Source organism: Fibrobacter succinogenes, assembly GCF_902779965.1.
Lineage (GTDB): Bacteria > Fibrobacterota > Fibrobacteria > Fibrobacterales > Fibrobacteraceae > Fibrobacter > Fibrobacter succinogenes_F.
Genome location: NZ_CACZDK010000003.1, coordinates 173,701 through 196,720 on the forward strand (window position 1 = coordinate 173,701; position 23,020 = coordinate 196,720).

At 47.9% G+C, this 23,020-nt stretch carries 22 protein-coding genes and 1 tRNA gene; 4 read left to right on the top strand and 19 right to left on the bottom strand.

What is annotated here, in order from left to right; translation table 11 throughout:
* Positions 1-67: 67 nt before the first annotated feature.
* From HUF13_RS02390 to HUF13_RS02440, 11 genes are all read right to left on the bottom strand, one after another.
* Complete coding sequence (locus HUF13_RS02390; protein ID WP_014546551.1) at positions 68-268, bottom strand: hypothetical protein; 201 nt, start codon at positions 266-268, stop codon at positions 68-70.
* Positions 269-395: 127 nt separating this feature from the next.
* Positions 396-1,187 carry a 1,4-dihydroxy-6-naphthoate synthase gene (locus HUF13_RS02395; protein ID WP_173473643.1) on the bottom strand — a complete coding sequence of 264 codons (792 nt, stop codon included), beginning with the start codon at positions 1,185-1,187 and terminating at the stop codon, positions 396-398.
* Positions 1,188-1,332: 145 nt separating this feature from the next.
* Positions 1,333-2,049, bottom strand: coding sequence for a futalosine hydrolase (gene mqnB / locus HUF13_RS02400; protein WP_173473644.1), 717 nt, complete (start codon positions 2,047-2,049; stop codon positions 1,333-1,335).
* 10 nt (positions 2,050-2,059) lie between these two features.
* Entirely contained in the window at positions 2,060-3,016 is a 957-nt protein-coding gene (locus HUF13_RS02405) for a 1-phosphofructokinase family hexose kinase (protein ID WP_173473645.1), read from the bottom strand.
* Between the two features lie 8 nt (positions 3,017-3,024).
* On the bottom strand, positions 3,025-4,242 hold the full coding sequence (tyrS, locus tag HUF13_RS02410; RefSeq protein ID WP_173473646.1) for a tyrosine--tRNA ligase: 1,218 nt from the start codon (positions 4,240-4,242) through the stop codon (positions 3,025-3,027).
* A 145-nt stretch (positions 4,243-4,387) separates the two neighbouring features.
* Positions 4,388-5,278 carry a LysR family transcriptional regulator gene (locus HUF13_RS02415; RefSeq protein ID WP_173473647.1) on the bottom strand — a complete coding sequence of 297 codons (891 nt, stop codon included), beginning with the start codon at positions 5,276-5,278 and terminating at the stop codon, positions 4,388-4,390.
* A 224-nt stretch (positions 5,279-5,502) separates the two neighbouring features.
* Positions 5,503-7,035 carry a sigma 54-interacting transcriptional regulator gene (locus HUF13_RS02420; RefSeq protein WP_173473648.1) on the bottom strand — a complete coding sequence of 511 codons (1,533 nt, stop codon included), beginning with the start codon at positions 7,033-7,035 and terminating at the stop codon, positions 5,503-5,505.
* A 36-nt stretch (positions 7,036-7,071) separates the two neighbouring features.
* Positions 7,072-7,794 (bottom strand): hypothetical protein, encoded by a 723-nt coding sequence (locus HUF13_RS02425; protein ID WP_173473649.1) that lies wholly within the window; start codon positions 7,792-7,794, stop codon positions 7,072-7,074.
* A gap of 220 nt (positions 7,795-8,014) precedes the next feature.
* Complete coding sequence (locus HUF13_RS02430) at positions 8,015-8,485, bottom strand: GatB/YqeY domain-containing protein (protein ID WP_173473650.1); 471 nt, start codon at positions 8,483-8,485, stop codon at positions 8,015-8,017.
* Positions 8,486-8,609: 124 nt separating this feature from the next.
* Positions 8,610-8,819 (bottom strand): 30S ribosomal protein S21, encoded by a 210-nt coding sequence (gene rpsU / locus HUF13_RS02435; protein ID WP_014546541.1) that lies wholly within the window; start codon positions 8,817-8,819, stop codon positions 8,610-8,612.
* Between the two features lie 109 nt (positions 8,820-8,928).
* Positions 8,929-10,863 carry a SpoIIE family protein phosphatase gene (locus HUF13_RS02440; protein ID WP_173473651.1) on the bottom strand — a complete coding sequence of 645 codons (1,935 nt, stop codon included), beginning with the start codon at positions 10,861-10,863 and terminating at the stop codon, positions 8,929-8,931.
* Between the two features lie 392 nt (positions 10,864-11,255).
* On the opposite strand from HUF13_RS02440, the gene HUF13_RS02445 reads away from it, so the two are divergent.
* Positions 11,256-13,121: a S8 family serine peptidase gene (locus HUF13_RS02445; protein WP_173473652.1), complete on the top strand. Its 1,866-nt coding sequence runs from the start codon at positions 11,256-11,258 to the stop codon at positions 13,119-13,121.
* A 319-nt stretch (positions 13,122-13,440) separates the two neighbouring features.
* Positions 13,441-14,004: an SPOR domain-containing protein gene (locus tag HUF13_RS02450; protein ID WP_173473653.1), complete on the top strand. Its 564-nt coding sequence runs from the start codon at positions 13,441-13,443 to the stop codon at positions 14,002-14,004.
* Between the two features lie 75 nt (positions 14,005-14,079).
* Here HUF13_RS02450 and HUF13_RS02455 read toward each other — a convergent pair whose 3' ends face one another.
* From HUF13_RS02455 to HUF13_RS02470, 4 genes are read right to left on the bottom strand one after another with little or no spacing between them, the layout of a single operon-like run.
* Entirely contained in the window at positions 14,080-15,000 is a 921-nt protein-coding gene (locus HUF13_RS02455) for a hypothetical protein (RefSeq protein WP_173473654.1), read from the bottom strand.
* Between the two features lie 28 nt (positions 15,001-15,028).
* The gene (locus tag HUF13_RS02460; RefSeq protein ID WP_173473655.1) at positions 15,029-15,895 is read right to left on the bottom strand and encodes a hypothetical protein; all 867 of its coding nucleotides are present in this window, start codon (positions 15,893-15,895) and stop codon (positions 15,029-15,031) included.
* Between the two features lie 23 nt (positions 15,896-15,918).
* Positions 15,919-16,416, bottom strand: a complete 498-nt coding sequence (locus HUF13_RS02465) for a hypothetical protein (protein ID WP_173473656.1) — start codon at positions 16,414-16,416, stop codon at positions 15,919-15,921.
* A 16-nt stretch (positions 16,417-16,432) separates the two neighbouring features.
* Entirely contained in the window at positions 16,433-16,906 is a 474-nt protein-coding gene (locus tag HUF13_RS02470; protein WP_173473657.1) for a hypothetical protein, read from the bottom strand.
* A 188-nt stretch (positions 16,907-17,094) separates the two neighbouring features.
* On the opposite strand from HUF13_RS02470, the gene rimO reads away from it, so the two are divergent.
* Together rimO and HUF13_RS02480 are read left to right on the top strand one after the other, a co-directional pair.
* Positions 17,095-18,408 carry a 30S ribosomal protein S12 methylthiotransferase RimO gene (gene rimO, locus HUF13_RS02475; protein ID WP_173473658.1) on the top strand — a complete coding sequence of 438 codons (1,314 nt, stop codon included), beginning with the start codon at positions 17,095-17,097 and terminating at the stop codon, positions 18,406-18,408.
* A 236-nt stretch (positions 18,409-18,644) separates the two neighbouring features.
* Positions 18,645-18,716, top strand: a tRNA-Arg gene (locus tag HUF13_RS02480).
* Between the two features lie 58 nt (positions 18,717-18,774).
* Here HUF13_RS02480 and HUF13_RS02485 read toward each other — a convergent pair.
* The 4 genes from HUF13_RS02485 to HUF13_RS02500 all read right to left on the bottom strand — a co-directional run.
* Positions 18,775-19,728, bottom strand: a complete 954-nt coding sequence (locus tag HUF13_RS02485; protein ID WP_304038727.1) for a hypothetical protein — start codon at positions 19,726-19,728, stop codon at positions 18,775-18,777.
* Positions 19,729-19,932: 204 nt separating this feature from the next.
* Complete coding sequence (locus HUF13_RS02490) at positions 19,933-21,033, bottom strand: DUF3108 domain-containing protein (protein WP_304038729.1); 1,101 nt, start codon at positions 21,031-21,033, stop codon at positions 19,933-19,935.
* A 596-nt stretch (positions 21,034-21,629) separates the two neighbouring features.
* The gene (gene purE / locus HUF13_RS02495) at positions 21,630-22,109 is read right to left on the bottom strand and encodes a 5-(carboxyamino)imidazole ribonucleotide mutase (RefSeq protein ID WP_173473660.1); all 480 of its coding nucleotides are present in this window, start codon (positions 22,107-22,109) and stop codon (positions 21,630-21,632) included.
* A 217-nt stretch (positions 22,110-22,326) separates the two neighbouring features.
* The coding region (locus HUF13_RS02500; RefSeq protein ID WP_304038730.1) for a phosphoribosylamine--glycine ligase at positions 22,327-23,020 on the bottom strand (694 nt) is incomplete at its 5' end.

A 23,020-nucleotide genomic window follows, 5' to 3' on the forward strand; every position in this document is an offset into this window, starting at 1 on the left:
TTCGTCAAAAATGCCATTTTTCGTGTAAAAATTACACAGGTATAGCCATTTGGGGATAACTTATCTGTCAATCCTCACTCGGAAGATCGTCCTTCTCCTCCTCCTTCTTTGCACCTTGAATTGAAACACGGATCTCTTGGCAGGTCTTTTTGATATTCTGCAAGACCTTGCGAGCGCGCGTGCCCGCAGACTTGTTGCCGCGTTCGAACTTCTCGTATTCGCGTTTGAAATTTTCAATTTCTAGTTCAAGATCGTTTACTAAACTCATAAGCAAACTCCAAAAAAAGATGCTTTTTGGAAAATAAATTAAAGTTTTTGCTAAAAATTCGCTGTTTTGCAAAATTACGTTTACGTTTACAAACTATTACATAGGTTTTGGATAATTCAACAACTTATTAACAATGTGATAACCGCCACAGATTTTCTAGAGCCCTCCAACCAGCGTCGCCAACATTTTCTGAAAAATCATTGACGAACATTGCAATGTGCGACTTGATGACTTCTTCGTCATCGATTTGCGCTTTTTCGACGATAAAGGGCGTCACCGGGTTCTTTCTTTGGCGGGCCATTTGCAAACTGCGGCGGATTTCGCGCTCGACCGCTTCGATTTCGGCAAAGCCAAGTTCCTTTTTGGCAACCGCAATCCCGAGAGGAATCGGGGAACCGGTTTCTTGCTCCCAGAAGGCACCCAAGTCTTGCAAAAGATGGAGACCATCACGTTTCCACGTAAAACGATGCTCGTGGATGGTAACGCCCTGGGGGGCGCTCTTGTTCAGGAGTCGCTGATAAACCTCGTTAAAGAGCGCGTAATCGAGTTTTGGAGCGTTTTTGAACTTGTGGGAGTACCAGAACTTGAAAAGGAGCGCTGCGGTCGTATTTGCGCCCGGAAGGGTCGTCGAGAGCTCGGAATCGAACGTATTTGCCGAGGAAGAGAGCAAAAGCGGGCCACAGCCGTACCCGATAGCACCACCGCAACCGAGACAGCGATATGCTTCTCGGATTTGCGGATAGACCTGCGCACTGATTTTTGCCACGTCAAGTTCGCCGCGCAAGACCATTTCGTTGAGCGTCTGAACGTCGGCATACGTCACTTTCCATTCAAACGGAGAATTTTCGAGTCCGTGGACCAAGGCTTCGTAAATGAAGGTGTCGTTAGGGCAAGTGGAGATACCGAGAGATAATTGCATAGGGGTATGAGGTCGCGCCTACGGCGCTTTGAGGTATGGGGTCGGGCCTACGGCCCTCTGAGGTTAAGCAATTAGAAATTAGCAAAAAAGCCCGAAGCGAAGCGAGCCCGAAGGGGCTTTAGCCCCGAGCTCATAGCTCATTGCCTCAAAGCGAGTTTACGAGCGATTGCAATGCGGCAAGGGCATCCTTGATCCGCCAGGTGGATTTGTCGCGGTCGGTCGCAAGATTACTCACCGCTCGGATTTCGTAGCAGGGCATGCCGAATGCAGCGCAAATCGAGAAGCAGGCAGCCCCTTCCATAGACTCGACATCAACATCGAAATTTTGGACACGTTCTGCGGCCATAGCGGCTGTTCCCGTGCAACAGTTGACAGTAAGCCCCGCAACCGATTTTAAGCCCGTAAGCCACGCAGGAACGCCACGAAGCGGAGACGACTCGTAGACCTGCGCAGAAGCAGGCGAAGAAACTGCCGAATTTTCCGCGCCCCCTTTGCAAACTTTGTGCCACGGCGTAAACGAACCATCGCGCTCGACAACGCCCAAATCCCCGACCCTTTCGGAATCGACACGAACAACATCGCCGATGTTCAATCCGCAGCCCGGATAGGCGCCACAAATCCCCGTAAGCACCACATGCGTAAACGGGCCTTCAACCGAAAAGCGGGAAAGCAGAATAGATAAATTTGTTGCAAATTCAAGAAGCCCAACGCCGAGAACTACAGCAAAACCGCGCCCTTCGGGCAGTTCGACAATTTCGCCTTTGCGAATATCTTTTCGAACAAATGCATTACATTCAGGAAAGACGCCAAAGAATTCCAAGTTTGACGCAAAGGCAAACAAAGGAACAAAGTCGTTTTCCATAGCAGAGCCCTTACTCTAAGCGTTCGACCTTTGTGGCAAGTTCGTTTTCGAATTCAGCAACGCGGTCCAGGCTCAAGTTCCACGGGCGTTCGACTTCGCAGCGAGCGCTTGCAACAGCCGTTGCCTTAGCCAAACAATTTTCAAAGCTCAAGTTTTGTTCGAAAGCATAAAGCCAGCCAGCAAAGAACGAGTCTCCAGCGCCAATATCGTTTTTTACCGTGATTGTAGGCGGCTGGAGCTGGATGCCCTGGAACTTTTTTTCCATGAGGCGGAATGCACGAACCGGAGAATCTTCCTCGGTCACGACAAGGTTCTTGATCGGAAGGCGTTCGAGAACAGCCGTTGCCGTCATCTTCCAGAACTGCGGACTCGACTTGACCAACGGAATGCTCAAGCGTTCGAGTAACTTGCAGTATTCCTGCATATTGATTTTCAAAAGATCAACCCCTTTTACAAGGAGGTCATCAATTCCATCAATAGCATCCACAAAGATGTGCTTGCCGCTAAAGTCAAGGTCATTGAACATCTTGGCGTTAAAGCCTTGCGGGAACGTTCCGCAAAGAGCTACATACTGTGTGGAATCCCAATGGTCGTTTAGCGTTTGTGTAAAATCATCGTTCTCGGAATCGGCAAGCATCGGAGACGGTTCGACAAGTTCTGTCGTATCGCCATTGCAGGCAATCGTCGTGCAGATGCGCGTATTTTCGCGAATCCAAATCGGAACTTGCTGAATGCCACAAGACGAAAGTTCGTCAAAAATTTTCTCGCCATGCCCAGTACCCAAGAAATGCATCAAGCGAGGAGAGCCCCCCAAAAGCTGCAACACACGGCAGCAGTTGATGCCCTTGCCCGAAGCATATTCCTTGACCTTGGAGATGCGGTGCACTTCGCCTGGAGTAAACTTATCCAGAAAGAACACCCTCTGCCAAGCAGGATTGAGACCGAGAACTAAGATTTCCCTTGACATTGCTTACCTTAGAAGTTCACCTTAAAGAACTTGCGCTTGCCCACCTGAACGACGAGCTGATCACCGCCCTTGATTTCAATCTGGGCTTGCGGGTCTGCAAGCTTTTCGCCACCAATCTTAACGCCACCGTTCTGCACCATGCGGCGAGCTTCGCCCTTGGAAGCAAAAGCCTTGATGTTCACGAGGAGGTCAAGAGCGCCATAAGAGCCTGCATCGACAGAGCATTCGGCAGCATCGCTCGGGATGGCGTTACCGCTGTGGATTTCGCGTTCCTTAGCGGCAGCGGCTTCGGCAGCTTCGGCACCGTAGTACTGCGTCACGATGTCGATAGCGAGGCGGTGCTTAGCATCGTTCGGGTTCATCTTGCCGGCAGCAATGTCAGCCATCATCTGCTTGACTTCTTCGAGCGGGATGTTGGTCAAAAGTTCGAACCAGTTCTCGACAATGTTGTCGGAGAGGCTGTAAATCTTGTGGTACATCACGTCGGCAGGCTCATTAAGACCAACGTAGTTGCCAATGGACTTACTCATCTTGACCTTGCCATCTGTACCGAGGAGAATCGGCATGAAGAGACCAATCTGCGGTTCCATGCCTTCGAAAAGCTGGAGGTCGCGACCACGGAGCACGTTGAACTTCTGGTCCGTGCCACCGAGTTCCACATCGCTCTTGATGGCGACAGAATCGTAGCCCTGCATCATCGGGTACATGAATTCGTGGAGGCTGATCGGCGTGTTGGCGGCGTAGCGGTTGTGGAAGTCTTCGCGTTCGAGCATCTGGGCGACAGTGAACTGGCCCATGAGTTCCGTGACCTTGCTGAACGGAAGCTTGGAGAACCATTCGCCGTTGTAATGGATTTCGACCTGATCGCGGCGGACGACCTTGAAGAACTGTTCCTGATATTCCTTTGCGTTTTCGAGCACCTGTTCGTGCGTAAGGCGCGGACGAGCCTTGTTGCGGCCGCTGGGGTCACCAATCTGAGCCGTGTAGTCGCCCACAATGAGCACAACAGTATGGCCGAGATCCTGGAACTGGCGGAGCTTGCGCATCACGACCGTATGGCCAAAATGGACATCCGGAGCCGTCGGGTCCACACCCATCTTGATACGGAGTGGAACGCCGGTGTCGTAAGACTTCTGGAGTTTCTTTTCGAGTTCATCTTGCGGCACAATGTCGGTAACGCCGCGCATCAAAATTTCAAGCTGTTCTTTTACAGGACGGAATTGCATTTTTAGTTACTAGTTAATAGTTATTAGTTAATAGTTAATTTACGAGGTAAAGATAGTAATTAGTAGGAAATTAGAAGTTGGAAGTTGGAAGTTGATAGCAGGCTGCAGGCGGTAAAACGGGGAAACCTAGGCCATCCGCGCAAAATTATTTTTGTTTTTTAGATTGTCGTTGCAAAATATACTTTGTCAAAAAGTTGTAAAACTGTTCTGTTTTGGAATTGTCCTGCTTGTTACGGCGGAGCGAAATCACGATATCGCGCTTAAAATCCGTGTCGGTAATTTCAAGAAGACGGACGCGCTTGTGGTCCATTTTGCCCCACGAAAGTTCTGGCCAAAAACCGACGCCAATGCCAGCAGCGATGGCTTCTTTAACAACGGCCGTATTATCGCTTTCAAAAGTCACATTCGTATGGAAACCAATGCTATCACAAAGTTCGTTACAGATTGTGCGGTACTGTTTTGAACCGTAAAGGCGTATAAATTTTTCGTCTTTCAAATCGAACAGCGAAATGGAATCCATTTTTTTGTACTGCGCTGTATTCGGAACCGCTAGATAAATTTTTTCGGAATGGACAAAAGTTTCATCGCTTTCTGTATTGTCGAGTTCCGGTCTGTAAATGGCATAAGTGCGCACGCAGATATCAAAGACGCTCGTTTCTTCGTTCTGCACAATATCCACGTCGATATCAGAATTACTTCGTCTGTACTCAATCACAGCACCTGTAATGAGTGTAGATGCCGCAAGAACGTTCAGCTTGATGTTGTTATTCTGCTTGTCCGCGGTCTCTTTTAAAAGTCCTGGAAGCGCCATCATGTTTTCGTAGAGTGGCTGCAATTTTTCGTAAAAGAACTTTCCGCTATCGGTGAGTTTGATGTTACGCCCGGAATTTTTGAACAGTGAAACTCCTAGTTCATCTTCGAGCTTGTGGATAGCTTGCGTGAGCGCCGGCTGGACGATGCAGAGGTTCTTTGCACTTTGCGTTACATGCTCCGTGCGCGCCACCTCCAAAAAATATTTGAGCTGAGTGAGTTCCATGTGTGCAATTATAGCAAATGAGCGTTGAGCACGCTCGTAAACTCGCTATGAGGTCGCTACGCTTTGAGGATTCAGGTATCAGGGGACAGGTTTCAGGCGTCAGGTGTTAGACTTTAGGTCGTTTTTTCTAATGTCACTGGATCCTTCCCCTATCATGCTACGCATTCCTGGGTCAGGATGACGCATGACTGCGACACAGCCTACTTCCTACCGTCTACTTCCTACTATTTACTAAAGGCGGCGAGGTCGATGCCGAGTTGTTTGATTTTGTAAGTGAGAATGCGCGGGGTGGTCGAAAGGCTACGGGCGGCAGCGGCCATTTTGCCCTTGCTGCTCTTGAGCGCATCGCAAATGATGTCGCGTTCGTACGCCTCCACCATCAGCTTGAGGTTTCCGCTCACGGGTGTTCCGCTCGTTTCGTCCGTCTGGATGGTCGGCGGAAAATGATGCGGATAGATGACGTCTTCTTCGGTCAACAAGACCGCACGTTCAATGGCGTTTTCAAGTTCGCGAACATTGCCAGGCCACGGATAGCTCATGAGCATTTCGATTGTACCGCGAGCAAGACGACGAACATTCTTGCCAACCAATCGGCAGTAATGTTCAACAAAGTAATCCGCTAAGAGTACAATGTCGGTGCGGCGCTTGCGAAGAGGCGGAACATAAATCGGAACAATGTGGAGCTGGTAATACAAGTCTTCGCGGAAAGTTCCATCAGAAACCATCTGCAACAAGTTCTTGGTCGTCGCGCAGATTACGCGCACGTTCACTTTTTTCGGGAAGCGAGCGCCCACGCGTTCCATTTCGCCTTGCTGCAAAAGTCGGAGCAACTTTATCTGCAAGTTCGGGGTAAGTTCTGCGACTTCATCAAGGAATAGCGTGCCGCCTTCGGCTTGTTCCACGCGGCCCGGCGCCTCGTTGACGACGCCAACCAAGGCGCCCTTTTCGCTACCGAAAAGTTCCCGGTCCAATACGGACTCCGGGAGGGCCGCGCAATGCACTCGCACGAACGGCCCTAAATTACGGTCAGAACGGAAATGAATAGCTTCTGCCACAAGTCCCTTGCCTGTCCCCACTTCGCCCACAATTAGCGCAGGAAGCGGGCTTCGAGCCACCTGGTCGATTTGCGTGTAAACCTGTTGCATTTCAGGCGTTTTACCGATGATATTGTCCGGCTGGAAACGCGCCTTAAGCTCCATCGCCATGCGTTCGTTTTCGGCCTTGAGGATTTCGTTTTCTTCTCGGGCCTGGCGGCGGAGTTTCACTGCAGTCGCAAGCATCTGCGCGATGATTTCGAGCAAATGAATTTGGTCGTTGAGGTTTGCCTCGTCGGGATTGTGTTCGTCTGCACTCAAGGCGCCAACGACTTCCTGTTCCATGATAATCGGGACGCAAAGGAACGCCTTGTCTTCGGTCTTACCACGGCCCGTACGGTCCAAGAAATCCGGGTCTTTTGCAACAGACGGGATGATAATGGGCTTACCCGTTTCGACGACGCGGCCGGTAATACCTTCACCCACCTTATAGCGCCCCTTGCTCGCCTGACGGCTGCTCAGGCCTTCAGCAATTTCAATGGAGATTTCGCCCGTGTGACGGTTGTACAAAGTGAGAGTCGCGTGCTCGACACCCATCACCGATTCGACGGTCTGCAATACGGGGTGCGCAACCGTCTCAAAATCAAGACTCTGGTTCAAAATGGAGCTGATCTTGTAGAGCAGCTCCAGTTCTTGTATTCGTCTTTCTTCACCAGAAGTCATTGATTTTTTTCAGTAAATACGTTTTGAGTAAACGGATTAATGGTTAAAAACCTTGTTTAAATCTACTTTTTCATCCCATTTTTTACAAGATTCTTTTTCCACTCGCAAATCGCTAATTTCACATTCAATAGCCTTTTTACCCCTTTCGGAATATATGGTATATGTCCCATTATATCTAGAAGCACCATCAGTATCATTTAAAAATTCACCTCGATATTCGGACATGACTTGACCATCATCATAATATTCTAATTCATACTTTTTTTCAACATCCATGTCATAAATAATTTTGTCACCAATACGACGCATCAGCCTCGTGACGCGTCCATCAATGTACCATAAATCATAAACAGCTTTCAGTTTTTCACGCAAAGAATCATCTTTTTCTCCACCATAATTCACATGCACCAAATAAACCGTGGCATTTTCGTCATCATCCTTTTTCATGACGGCATCCATAATAAAGCCTTCAACCAAATTAAACTTCAGATATTTTTTGTAATCAAATTCATCTTTCTGAATAAATTCTAAAAGAAAATCTCGTACCGCAGGATGTGTTTTCTCTTGAATTTGTTCAATGGTCATTCCACCTGCGCCAACATTGTAAACTGTATCAAGCCCTATATTTTTTTTGTAGGCGTCAGAAAGAGATGGCGCAAACGTCGTTTTTTCCAACGAATTCATGCGATAAGCCAAGCCCAAGCAACCAGTCAACTGAATGGCGAACACAACCAACATGAAAAAAGATAATTTGCGCATAAAGCAAACCTTTGGATATTTCAATGAATTACAACAAATGATTGATGAAGGAAATATAATTTTTTAGAACCGTATAAAACGGAGATGCCCGCACGGAGGCGGGCATGACAGCGAGGCGTTGCGGGGCCGACGTCTGAGGCCACGCTAGAAGGGGTGACGAGTCACGAAGTACGAGTCAGGGGACAACGTTCCCCTCCTACTTTCTACCGCCTACTTCCGACTATTTCAATGCTTCTTGAACGAGAGCGGATGCGCGCTTGGAATCAAAGCGGCCCTTGACCTTCGGGGAGAGTTCCTTCATGATCTTTCCCATGTCCTTGGGAGAAGAGGCGCCCGTTGCAGCCTTGATTTCGGCAATGAGGGCCTTGACTTCTTCTTCGCTCATTTCGGCAGGCATGTACTTGCGGTACAAGGCGATGCAAGCTTCTTCTTCAGGAATCTTGTCCAAGAGACCGCCCTTCTTGAGGATTTCGATGGCTTCCTGCTTCTGTTTTACGCTCTTGGCAAGAACGTCAATGCACATGGCATCCGTAATGGTATCCATGATTTGAGCCGGAGCGGCACCAGCCTTCATAGCTTCGTTCTTGATATCAGAATGGAGCGTACGGAGCGTTCCGAGTGTTGCGGCATCGTGAGCCTTCATGGCGGTCTTGATGTCGTCAAGAATCTGAGTAAGCAAAGCACAACTCATATTGACCCCGAGCGATTAGAAACGCCTCGCCCAAGCGATGAAGTTTTATAAAACACCTAACGAGTCATCAGCCACTGCTGACAACTCATTAAAGCTTAGCAAATTATCCGACTAATGAATCGAATTAGTAGAGACGCTTGCGGTTCTGGTCAGCAATCTCTTTGAGACGCTTGCGACGAGCAGCCGTTTCAATACGCTTCTTTTCTTCGGAGGGCTTTTCGAAACGCTGACGCTTCTTGACGTCGGAAATGATACCATTCTTTTCGCAAGACTTGGTGAAACGCTTGAGAGCGCGTTCGAAAGGTTCGTTGGACTTAACAATAACGCCGATCACGATAATCCTTTGGTTAAAAATTCAATTTTTTGATAGCCAAATATACCTAAATATTTAAAATCTGTCAAGGGTAACATTTTGCAAGCACTTTCTGCAAGTGCTTTTCCGCTTAAAGAGCATCACCCCCTTTATATTCCATAGCGAGCATGGTAATGTCGTCGAACTGCGAAGTATTTTTCGTAAACGCATCGATTTGACGTTTAACAAAGCGGCAAGTTTCTTCCGTCCCCTTACCACCGCCCTGAGCCAGCGCCTCAAGCAGCCGGTCGTTACCAAACAGCTCTTCGTGCTCGTTCGTCGCTTCCGTTACGCCGTCCGTATAGAGGAACAGCGTATCACCCGGCGCAAGGTCGAGCGTTTGCAACTTGTACCGCGAGTTCTCCATCGCCGCAAGAACAATCCCCGCCTTACTCTTCGCAAACCCAACCGAGCCATCCTTGTGCCGGATTACAGGCGGATTGTGCCCTGCCGAAGCAAATTCCACATGCCCCGTTTTCAAGTCGATAAAGCCCATCCACACCGTCACAAACATATTGGCGCGGTTACGTCTGGCAAGCTCATAATTTGACTTTTCCAAAGTTTCCACCACAGATTTCAAGTTCTGCGCCATGGTCCGCAGCACAATTCGAGAAACCATCATAAACAACGCCGCAGGCACACCCTTTCCAGAAACATCGCCCACGACCACACACAAGCGTCCATCGTCCAGCTTGAAGAAATCGTAGAAATCACCGCCAACTTCCTTCGCCGGAAGCATGAACGGAGTCAGCTCATGATAAGCATCTTCCGAGCCCTCTTCTTTTTCGTCCATCGAGAGGAACCCGAGCTGGATGTCCTTTGCAAAATCGAGCTCGCTTTCGATGCGGTCCAGGTCCTTTTGCTTTTCCATGTGTTCCTTGAGCGATGTGCGCATGTTCAAGAACGCCCACGCAAATTGCGCAATTTCATCACGCCCAGAAAGATGCGGGATCGCCACGTCAAAGTCGCCTTGCCCCAATTTTCTTGCAGCAACGGCAAGTTCTTTAAGCGGACGTGACACCCTGGACGAGATAAAGAATATCAAGACAAGCATAATAACATAACCAGCAACGCTCATCCACGCAAACATTTTTTCCAAGGAACGCTGGCTTTCCATGAATTCATGCGCGGGCCACACGATCATGAACGTCCAGCCGTTGGATTCCATCGCCTTGAAGTAAATGACGGCTTCATCGCCATCGGGCGTTGTTCCCATGAAGAGTCCCTTTTTCATGCTATGCACGGTTTTTTCGAACTCCGAGATGGTCTGCACCCCCATCCCCCAAGAGAGGTTAGAAAAGTTTTCCTTGAAAACAACTTCGTTCCTGGGGTGAGCAATTACAGTATTGTTTGCAGACAAAATGACAACGTAGCCCGAATCCGATACGGGAATCGAAGCGACAGTCTCCTTGAGAAAAGCTATCGACATATCCACGCAAAGAACACCCGCAAAAACGGTATTCCCATATTCATCCTTCTGGAAAATCGGAGCAGTGTAAATGGCAATTGGCTCCTTGATAAAGTCTCCGACAAACGGTTCCTGCCAGAGCCCTTTCTGCAAATTCTTCGTGCTCTTGTACCAAGTCTTTTCAAGATAGTCGCTACCCTTAATCAGCTTGATTTCGGCACCCGAATATTGAGCAAGACGCATTATTTCCTGATGCCACTTGGACTTTGGAGCCATCCCCGGTTCGTACGCGACAACAACAGCCAGCACCTGCGGAAGCGTTTGCCGCGCATCAAAAACCGCCTGGGTCAAAAAATCATCCAGATCCTTACCCGACAGCATTTCCTTGCCAAGGACTTCGGCATATTCATCGCCGAGCCTTTTTCCTTTTTCAAACAGCTTTTCAATAATGGCAACGTTAGAAAGGCTAATCTCTTCGCCCTTTTCCGTAAGTAGCGTCGAAAGTTTGCTCTGCACTTGGAAACTGAGAACCCCGAACAGCACCGCAAACACGATGCTGAATCCAACAAGGGTCATCATGGACTGTTTAAACGCCAGTCCGTGCACATTAAAGCCCATAAAAACCTTTTCTTTTTACTACAAAAATCGTTTTTACTACAAATAGAAATAAATCAACAACCTGTCAAAGCAAAATATCCTGATTTTCCATGTTTTGGGGCATAATTTCACGACCATTCAAGACAAATCCCCCCAAAAGAGACAATAAACCCCATAAGCAAGCAGCGCCAAAGCGCCCCCTAAAGGGGCCGCCAGCGGCATACCGAAGCCTCGAATAACGCACACATTGTTAGTAAAGTAATGTTTACAAAATATTATTTTATTACATATCACTCATTTATTTACAATTTTACACACAACAGTTTATATTCAGTCTATCATTTTGTTGTTCAAAATGGTATAATAAAATAAAAACAGGAAAAAACACACATTATTACCAAAGGGGTAAATAAATGAATACCAATATTCTATTGGCATTTTCGCTTGCTGCTGTTGCGTCAGTTCAGGCGGGAACCGAAGAAAACTATCTAGACCGATTGTCACCCAAGGCAAGAGAATTTGTCGAAAAGTACAATGCGGAAAAGTCAGCCAAAAAGGCAAATGGCAACATACAAACAAAAAAAGTCGTCCTCAAGAACGACGTTCTTGGCAGAAAACTAAAGAAAGGTCAAGTCAAGGATTCCACAGTTTACCTCGTCAAGGATGAAGCTGAACCGAAAATGGAAGTCATCGTGAACGACTTGACCGTGGAAGATTCAGACATAGAGCCACTGGGCCCTGTCCACTATTCCTACAACGACGAAACCAAGAAAGAAGCCTTTTGGTTGAACGGAAAGCAAATTGACAAAGCATCTTTCTTGAAAAAAACAGAAGACTGGGAAAATCGCCGCATCAAGAAGATAAAGCCGCTCAAGAAGCCGTACAAGGCTCTTTTGACGCCTTCCGAAATGGTAGCAAAGCTGCAATCTTCGGAAGACCTCTATATTGAAGACGAAAAGCCTGTAGCAGAGCCTAACTATTATTCGGGATCATTAAGCACCCGCGGTTACGGCACCTACACAGTCTATTATGCAACACGTGACGAAGCGCTCCAAACATCACAGCTCAAAAGAGCTCATAACGATGGATACAAAGGAAACGACATCGGCATTTATTTTATGGAACTTGGCTGTGCCAATTCGTCGCAAATTCCGTACCGCTCCAGATACACATCCAAGAATTGCGGCGGCAAGACCGACCTTCACGCCACTGGAGTAACCGACGTACTTCAGCTATTTGCACCGTCCGCCACAGTCTACGGCTACGATTCCGACCATATTTCCTCAACAGGAGGCCCCGACAATCCAATGTCGTCCTCGTTCAGCCCGAAGATTTACATCGGGACTGTATCCCTCGGTTATGCTTACGACAACAAATACACCAACAAATACGAAAGCGTCGATGCCGCATTCGACAACTACATCTACAACACCGGCGTTACAGCGTTTATCAATGCTGGAAACCTTCAGAACGACGCTGACAGGCAACCGAAGGCCACAATCCACTCCCCCGGTAAAGCAGCTAACGCCATTACCGTCGGTGCCGCGGACCCATATTTGCAATACAGTCCGACAGGATCGCTCGGTTACAACTACCTGCAATACAGCTGCCACATAAATCCTGAAACCGGAGCTCCAAAGCCAGAAATCATGAACTTGGCCGGTTTCTACGACGCCGTATTCCCATCTGAATACGGTCATACGTTCAACGGAACGAGTTCTTCCACGCCGTTCTCTGCCGCCATGGCTGCAGTCTTAATGAGCAAGAGCTCATTCATTAAAGGACATCCCGAAGTGGTCAAGCCCATATTCCTGACATCGACAGCGGGCCACGTCTTCAACAATAGAGATACCGATGGCGGTGCTGCACCGGGCATTCCGTCATTCGATCTCATGGCATACAGCAAGAGCTATTCTGGCTACTGGCCCAAAGGCAATGATCAGACCTTATTCAAGGACGGCAACGGAAATAGCAAAAATCTGGAAGTCACCCTCAACAACCTCGTGGCCGGGGAAAAATACAAGTTGGCAGTTGCTTACTTAACGAAGGGCAGCACAGTCAAAAAGTTAAAAAAGCTGCCGCTAAACTGGAACGTCTCCGTATATCAAAACGGCAAGTCCATCAGCAGTTACACAGCCAACAACAACAATCAGCAATATATCATGCAAACATTCACGGTACCGAAATCGGGAAGCGTCACGATCCGCATCAAGCGTAATTCCAACGCCGCTCCGGATGACAAGATTGCTATCGGTTACCATATGGTGAAGGTACCCTAACGCGACTAGATCTATAGAGTCTTTTTCATTCTAACTCACTAAGCCCCGGAAGAAATTCCGGGGCTTTCCCGCATACCGCAAATCAAACGGCATATCTATATCTTGGAATCAACAAGCAAGCAACAACAGCTCATCTTCATAAACATTTGAGCACTAAATATATCTAAAAAATTAAAAATTCCTCGTATTTTTTTGTAAAATTTCAACTTTTTTCACAAAAATAAATCTTCATAACTTGCGAAGTATCAAAGAGTTATGTATATTCTTTGTAAGATTATTCCAATTTGCCGGAGAAAATTTTTCAATGTGGAGTTCACCCATGAAACTGCAATCGGTATCTTTACTCGGGGCAATTACCCTTTCCTGCGCCTTGCTTTCCGCCTGCGGTAGCAAGGAAGAACAACCTGCGCCTCAGGCACAGGCCAAACCCGTTGCCGAAGCCCCTGTTCCAGCCCCAAAACCGGCTCCAGCACCGGAACCAGTACAAGAAGAACCGGCATTGGTCCCCATTCAATCCCTTTCAGAAGCTGACGACAAGCCCTCTCTCGTCGAGAGCCGTAACTTTGCTTCTTCCGGTGCAAGTGTCGAACAGGAATCTTCGGGTCCGTTCGTAATCCAGGTGAGCATCCAGCCTTCTAGAAGAGCCGCAAACAGCGTTGTAAGCAAGCTCTCCGACCAGGGCATCAAGGCATACGTTGCCGAAGTCGAAAATCCGGGTGAACTCGAAGGCACATTCTACCGCGTACGCGTTGGATACTTCTCCTCTATCGCAAACGCACAGCAATTCGGCAAGGAAGTTCTCGCACCGCAGGGATACGCCGGTTGGGTGGACAACCGCAAGAACGACCGCATTGGCCAGCCCAGCGCTAGCGAAGACATGTAGTTTTTACAATAGCAACGAACTGTTAAAGGCCCCGCATCCGCGGAGCCTTTTTTGATTTTCAAGCAATTTTCATCATCAGATGAGCATGTCAATTTCGCCGTTTTTCAGGCGGCGCTTCTGATCTTCGCACCAGGACTTGTAATACTCCTCAAAGCCGTCAACGCCCCAACCAAACTCATCCTTGACCTTCTTGGTCACCACGACGTTTTTGCCAGAACATTCAACCTTGTACAGCGGGTCATTGGAATCTTCGGCCTCTTCCTTTTGATCATAGCATTCTTCGGCAGCATCTTCAGCGTCGGTAAACGTCATCTTTCGAACACCTACCGGCGTGCCACTTTCAAACGAAGTAGTCTCCTCAAAACCAAGGCCCTTATAGGACTGGAGGATTGTAACGGTTTTGCCGGAACGGGATACTTCGCACTTATAGCCGCCAATATCGACAATCGTGGATGAGGGATCGGTGGACGAGCCCGGATCTTTTGAAGTCGAATAGCTCTTCGCCCAGGCTTCGAAATCTTCGCAATTTTCCCTGAAATCGGCTTCATAGTCGCGCAATTTGCCTTCGTCCACTTCTTCAACAAAAATCTTGTTACCCGAGCAGGTTACCTTCATGGAACCGTCCAACCAATGGCTTGCCTCCTCTTTATTTTTTCGGCACTCGTCAGCGGCAGTCGCGTTGTCGGCATACCAGTATTCCGACGTGATGTTAGAATAACGCGAACCGTTATTGACGGCGGTCGAGGTATAGGACCCCACGCCGGGCAGAATCTGCACTGTGGTTACGGAATTAGCAGTCGTAGTAACCGTGCAAGACGGCTCGCCCGCATCGACGACTTGATTGTTTGGATTTTGGTCACCGCCACCAATCGGATCGTCAACAACCTGTTTTCCTGTATCCGGCGTAGACGGGGTATTGCTAGATGTCGGGCTGCTGCTATCATCGCAAGCGGTCATGACCAACATGAATGCCGATGCAAAAATAAGCTTTTTCATAAAATTTTCTCCTTTTTCATAAAATGCACTAAAAGCCTTCATACATGTCATCAAGTTCACCGTTATTATAAGCTTTTCGAGTAGTTTCGCAATAACTATCGGCATAGCCATCCATATAAACAAATTCATCGTCACCATCACCAATCATTGTTATCGAAACGGTCTTGTCTGAACAAGATATCTGATAGGATCCCTCTGGATAACCCGCTGCCGTTCGCTTCAAGGATTCGCATTCATAATTAGCCCGTTCTTTATTCGGATATACATTCTTCATATTTGTCACAGAAGAAACTTCAGATCCCGCCCCTAGCAAAGACGAACTTGTTTCGAAAGTAAAGCCCTTGTATGAAAACAACATTGTAACGGAATTGACAGTACGGCTAACATCGCATGAGAACTCGGCATTTGAGCCATTGTTTGTATTCGTAGTAGAATTATTTTGTCCTGACGACGAACCATACCGGGCATCGAACTGGCGGCACAAATCTCTAAAGTCGCTTTCGTGGGCACTCAACGAACCTTCATCTATTTCGCTTACATAGATTTTATTGCCAGAACAGGACACTTGATACGAACCATCTCTCCATGATGCGGCTTCTTTCTTCTGGTCATTGCATTCCTTATTCGCATCGGAAGAACTTGCATACCAATATTCCGAAGAAATCGTCTTATATCTACTTCCAGCATCAGTGACTGTCGAAGTATAGGTAGCCTCACCATCTAAGGCCATGCTGACAGTCACAGATTTAGCAGTAGTAGTCACGTTGCAGTACGTCTGTCCCGACTTCTTGTTCGAATTGTCATCCGAAGATTCAGCACTGCTGCTATTGTCACAGGCGACGAGGCCGAACGAAGCGGCAAGCAAAGTTGTCAAGAACAAATGCTTAAAATTCATAGTATCTCCTTAAAAAAATTCAATCACATCCATTTTTGATAATTACGGCAATATGCCTTATATTCTATTTCATAATCATCCAAATCTTTTGTAGGATGAATTGCGTGAACCACAATGCGATTATCCGTACGAACCAAGTTTAGAATTCGAAATTCAACATCTTCGGCATACGATGTCACAATGTCATATTGAAAATCGGCTTCTTCCGAATTTATATACAAGCATTCATCGAAAAATTCGGCCCCCAATCCTTTTGGAAAAAAATAAAAGATACAGGATTCTCGACCGGCCAGGCTCGATTGTACGAGCACCAGGCTATCATTTCTCAATACGTTGCATCTTGTTACATCAAGCCAATTAGAAAGATCATCCGAATGTTGCGAATAAGACCATTGCAAAGCACTGGAGTTTTGCGGCCCTTCATTTTGGGATTGCACGGCACTGCCACCTGTAGAATCGGCTGAATCAGAACAGGCGACCATGGCAAACAAGAATGCAAATGCGAGAATAAAATTTTTCATATAAATACGTTCTTTGCTATTCTAGTTCGCCACGTTCGGCAGCCTTACGCATTTTCGCACACCGTTCTTGTCGGTATGCTTGATATTCATTCGGTTCCAAATCATCGCGTTCAACAAAATAACTTACAACAGTATTACCGTCGCAATCTACACGTTCAGATTGGTTCTGATTGGAAGAAGCTTCTTCCTTTTCTTCGGCACACATTCTTTGAGCAACGGAAGCATCCGGATATGTGACTTTTTCGGTAATGTCCGCTTTTTTGCGACCATCATCGTCCAAAGACACTTCGATGGTCACTTCGTGAACTATACCTTTATATGATTCAGTCACATGAACACTATTGCCGGAGCGACGGACATCGCACTGGAATCCGCTTTTAGCGCCTTCACTTGAAGGATTACTACCAGTATCGGAATCACAAGCAGTCAAGGCAACCAAACTAAACGGGACTGCAAGTGCAACTACAGAAAACAAAAATTTCAGATTCACGGTCTCTCCTTTTCAAACTCCTAAACGGTCCTGCAAAAAACAAAACATGTTCAAGCAAAACCTTTAAAACAATATAAATATTTTAACACACAAAAAAAAACACTGGTAAAAAAAGAAACAGCCTTGTTTGCCAAGTTTCCTGATATTCCTTTTCATATAGGCTTGCCTCAAATTCTATATTTGGGGGTATGCCTACTAAAAAGCCAAAAGTATTTGTCGTGCATCTCGGATGCGCCAAGAACCAGGTCGATGCAGAAAATCTCGTCGGCGAAATGCTCCATGCAGGTTTTGTCACTTGCGATTCCGCAGCCAAAGCAGATTACATCCTCGTGAATACTTGCGGATTTATCGAAGCCGCCAAGGAAGAATCCATCAACGCGATTCTCTCACAGGCGAAGGCGAAAAAGGCAAAGCAGAAGCTGATCGTGGCCGGTTGTCTCAGTGGTCGCTATGGCGAAGAACTGATGAAGGAACTGCCCGAAGTGGACTACTGGGTTGGCACCTACAAGCCTGGCGAACTTTTAAAAAAGATGGGCATTGTCGCTCCGCAGGGTTGCGAAGCCGAGAACCTCGCCCGCATGAACTTGGGCGGATTCCCGCACCATGCTTATCTGAAAATTGCAGAAGGCTGTAACCGCCGTTGCGCCTATTGTGCCATCCCCCTGATTCGCGGCAAGCAGGATTCGCGTTCAATCGAAGATATCGTTGCCGAAGCAAAGAACCTCGAAGCGCAGGGCGTCAAGGAAATTACTTTAATTGCACAGGACACGACTTACTTTGGACGTGAAAAGGGCAAGAAAGGCGGCACACTTGCACAGCTCTTGCGAGCCATTCTGGACAACACGAACATCCCGTGGATCCGTATGCTTTATTGGTACCCGATGTTTGTGGACGATGAACTTTTGGACTTGATGGCTAACGAACCGCGCCTCGTGAAGTACGTGGACATGCCGATCCAGCATGCAAGCGATAAAATGCTCAAGTACATGAAGCGCAACTACCGCAAGGCTGAACTCGTCGATCTTCTGCACAAAATCCGCGAACGCATTCCGGGCGTGACGCTACGCAGCACAGTACTCGTGGGATTCCCCGGCGAAACACACGAAGACTTCGAAGAATTGATGGAGCTTTTGCAAGACGTGCAATTCGACCACTTGGGCGGATTCGTCTTCAGTCCCGAAGAAGGCACTCCCGTAATGGAAATGGACCTGCCTGCCGTTGACGAAAGCGATGCCCGCGCAAGGCTTGAAGCGGTCACGGACTTCCAAGAAGAACTCGCCGCCGAATACGCCGAGAACATGATTGGCAAGACGGTCAAGATTATCATCGACCAGGTCGCCGAAGAAAGCGAATACCACTTCTATGGCCGCACCGAAGGCAACTCGATGGAAAATGACGATATCGTGAAGGTCATCGAAGGCGATGGCGACGTGGGAGAATTCCACAACGCGCTCGTCGTAGACGCCGAACCGCACGAGTTGATAGTGAAGATTGTGGATTAACGAGTTAGTGGTTAGTGGTTAGTGGTTGGTGGTTAGGATTTATGAATTAAGAATTAAAAATTAAAAGTTAAAATTTCTTTTTTAATTTTTAATCTTTAATCTTTCATTTTATTATCCTGTTTACTAGCCACTGTTTACTAACCACTAAATTCATTCCTGTTTACTAACCACTGCTTACTAACCACTTTTTTCTTCTTTATCTTATTTACTATATTATACCCGCCTTAACGGCTCACGCCCGTGTATCACAATGGATAGTGTCCTTCCCTCCGAAGGAAGGTATTCCGGTTCGATTCCGGACATGGGTATTAAAACAAAAGGCCCGCCAAAGTTGAACTTGGCGGGCTAAACTTTTATGCTCTAAAATTAGCGGTTCCAGGCACTGGCACCTGCGGCAGCCTTGCTGCGTTCCTTTTCACGCTGACGGCGGCGCTTTTCGGTATCGTCCGGGAAGAATTCCGGCAAGGCATAACCGATGGTAATACCAAACACGAGACCTCTATCAGGAATTCCATCCTTGTCCATCACGCGAGAAGTATACTTATCGACGGCTTCGGTCTGAGAATCTCTCGTTTTCTTGAAGCTCGGATTGTCCGTAGACGGATCACCATCTTTAGGTTTCTTGCTGAGCTTTGGAGCATAGTACATACCCAAGGAGAACTGCAAATAATACCATTCGTTCGAGAGGTATGCAATCAAGACATCGAACTGGAAACCCTTGACCGAAATCAAACTACGGAGACCTTCCGCATCCGGTTCCTTATCATGGTCGAAATAAACCGTACCATAAGAGGCAGACAAGCCCAAGTGAATAGGAATCTTCGGGAAGAAGTAATAGTTAAGGCCAATCTTGTAACCCGTACCACCTTCGAGCTTCATGTAGTCAAATTCGCTATCCTTGACCTTCGGGAGCATACCGAAAGAAGCAAAAGCAGCAATATGCCAGCGGGTAATGTATTCGATACCGGCACCTAAGCCCATGCCCATGCCAGATTCACCCATGAACGGCATACGGGAACCGAGACCCACTTCAAAAATCAAGCGGTCTTTGAGCCAGTCACGACGACGTTCGGAGTTTGCATATTCATCCAAACGCTGTTCTTCTTCGAACTTCTTGCGAGAGAAAAAATCCGTTCTCTGGGCGGCAGTCATGCCAGCCGTGGACTGTTCGACACTTTCTTCTTCATCGTCATCATCGGCAGTTTTTGCAGCCGCAGAAGAACTCTCGGGAACAGACATAAAGCCATCATCGGCATTTGCGGCCGAAGCAGCGGGAGCATCCACCGTTTTTTCGGCAACCGGAGCCGCCTTTTTCTTCATAGACGCTTTACGCCCTTTCGAGGGAGCGGCCCATGCAACCAAACTAGCCAAGCACAACAGCAACAACAATTTTTTCAGCATTAAAAAAGCCTCGGATAAATAACCACGCTTGGAATATAACTTTTTATAGAAGTTTTTTTCGAAAACTTCATGTAAAAGTTCTTTTTTCGTTTGATTTTACAATTTTGTAAGTTTTTAAGACGCCTATTCGACCTTCGTCAGCTCTGCCTTGATGCTCCCAAGCTTGATTTCGCACTGCATGAGCACCGGAAGACGCTTTTCGTCGTCGGTAAACCAGATAAAAATGCGACCACTGGACTTGAAAATGCCATCGCCATCCAAAACCGGCTCGACTTTAACTGTATTGAACTCACCGAGATCCGTTTTGATTTTTTCTCGTTTATGGATAATCACCTTGAGTTCGTAGCGTTTTTCCCCACTCACAGCCGAAAAACGGGAAGTGGCCCCCTCTTTAAGAGGAAGAGTTCGCACAAGATAGAACGCAGACATAATGCTATGTTCGAGTCCATTGATCGATACAGACGTATCGGCCGAACGCTTTACATAATGATTGACAGGGTCCTTGAAAACGGTATCGGAAAGAAAAGCCTTCTTGCTATTGCGGTCAAAACGGATAAGCGACTTGTTGTGGAAAGTTCCTTCATGGAGGGATTTTCGGAAAACATCCGTCATGAGGCCCTTATTGCGAACGAGCGTGTAAACGGTATCGTGGACCGGGTAAAATTTATTGACAGTCTTATTGGCAGTCGCAAAAGTCAGGAATTCGGTCTTGCCATCTTTGCTCGGCTTGACCTCAAGTGTTGCATAGCCAGCCGTAATAAAGCCCCAACTGAGGGTGTAAGACAGTTTTTCGCCTTTCATCCACGGAGCGTTGATTTCGGGAAGCGTCTGCCATTTGGGGAGCGAAGCGGAGGAGGAAGCAACAGAACTAGAAGACCGCGATAAAGAATTTTGCGTTGGAACAAGTTGCGTCGCAAACTGAGACTGCGATTCGAGAGTCGCCGAGGACTGAGGATTGGCTAACGCATCTGCAACACGAGACGGCGCCGCGCTTTGGGACTGCACCGCATTTGAGGACTGCGCGGACGAGGAAGAAGAATAGCCTTTCCCATAACATTTTTTAGAACCATCTTTTGATTCTAAGCACCAAGAGTCATAAGACACTGTTGCACCTAGGCCTGGAGTACCAAATCCATCACAATTATGCCCCCTGTGCGAATCTGAGGATGACAAGCCAGACTGAGCAAAAACAACATGACCGGCAAACGGCACTACCAAGAGCAATAAAACTCCTAACAAGAAACTCTTTTTAAAACCACAAAACATAGGCCCCAAAACTCTTTTTAGCGAATAAATTTAAGACAAGGACAATATACAAAAGTAGGGATTCGTTAGACGAGAGACGAGAGACGAGAGACGAAAGATTTTTGATGAAAAGTAGGATATAAGAGATGGAGGGATGATAACAAAGCAAGGTGAAAGACAAGTAAAAAAACGCTGGCGGGTATGCCAGCGTTTGTATTACTAGTTAATAGTTAATAGTCTTAAATATGGCACCTTCGGTGCAACTTTTAGACCTTTTTCGCCATGAGGAATCTTTTTGCAAAAAGAACCGCGCCGTAGGCGCATGCTCAGAGGGCGCGGAATGCAACCGACCTCAAAGCGAAGCGACCTCGAAAAGCATGCCAAACGAGCGTCGCAAAAATATGCTTGCATATTTTTATGACCGAGTGCAGCTGCGGACGCTGAAAGCGTCAAAGCGCGAAGCGCGAACTCAAACAAGACGAGAGATTTGAGACTAGAGACGAGAGAAGAAGCGATAACGGTAAGTGATTAGGAAGTAAACAATTCACAGCCTACTTACTACCGTCTACTTCCTACTAACCCTCTATATCGCCCAATCCCTTACGGTAAGCGACGAGCTTTTCGCGAACACTTGCGTCAGAGAGGGCGACGATGTGGACGGCGAGGAAACCGGCATTTTTGCCGTTGCCGATGCCGACTGTTGCCACCGGGATTCCCGGGGGCATCTGCACGATAGAGTGCAGGGCATCGACGCCGTTGAGCGGGCCACCCGCGCAGGGCAGGCCAATAACCGGAAGAATCGTGTGCCCTGCGAGCACGCCCGGGAGGGCTGCAGCGAGGCCGGCAACACCGATGAGGACCTGAAGGCCTCGCCCGGCGGCTTCGCGAGCATACTTCGCGGTTGCATTCGGGGTGCGGTGTGCAGAGAGGATGTTGAATTCCCACACGATGCCGAACTGGTCGAGCACCGCGGTGATTTTGTCTACAGTTTCCTGGTCGGACTTGCTACCCGCAACGATACCGACCTTTGCATTCGGAACTTCATTAATCTGCATTTTCAAGTTTCCTTGTTAAAATCATATAGTAGAAAGTTTTCAGTAGGAAGACGTCCGTAACAAAATGGATTGCTTCGTCGTTACACTCCTCGCAATGACGCGCCGGATCCAGTCACAATTGTTCAAACGAAACATAATGGATCCCCTACGCTTCGCTCCGAGGATGACAACTCAGAGCGACACGTTTGCGGCACTGCCTACTTCCTACCTCTACTTCCTACTTCTTTGCGAGTCTTGCAAGGCCCTTCTTACCGATGTCCTTGCGGTAGAACTTGCCTTCGAACTGAACCTTTTCGCAGGCGGCGTAAGCGATGTTCAAGGCTTCCTGGAGCGTTGCACCATGGCCCACCACGCCAAACACGCGACCACCGTTAGTCACCAGCTTGCCGTCAGCCATCTTGGTACCGGCATGGAGCACCTGGGCGCCATTCTTTTCGGCCTCTTCGATACCCGTGACGACCTTGCCCTTTTCGTAAGAGCCCGGATAACCGGCGCTGGCAAGCACGACGATAGCGGAGCTGCCCTTCGGAGCCTTCGGGGCACCGAGCTTGGCGAGTTCACCCTTTTCAGCAGCGTCGAACAAGGCGAGCACGTCGCCGTCATAGAGCGGAAGCACAATCTGGCATTCGGGGTCGCCGAGGCGGCAGTTGTATTCCACCACCTTCGGGCCCTTCGCAGTCACCATGATACCTACGTAGAGAACGCCCGTATAAGGCTTGCCTTCGGCGGCCATGCCCTTGAGGGTCGGTTCGATAATCGTCTTCTTCACTTCGTCGAGGAGAGCGTCCGTCACGACCGGAGCCGGGCTGTAAGCGCCCATGCCACCCGTGTTCGGGCCCTTGTCGTCGTCAAAGACGCGCTTGTGGTCCTGGGCAGAAGAGAGAATCACGTAGTCCTTGCCGTCGCAAACC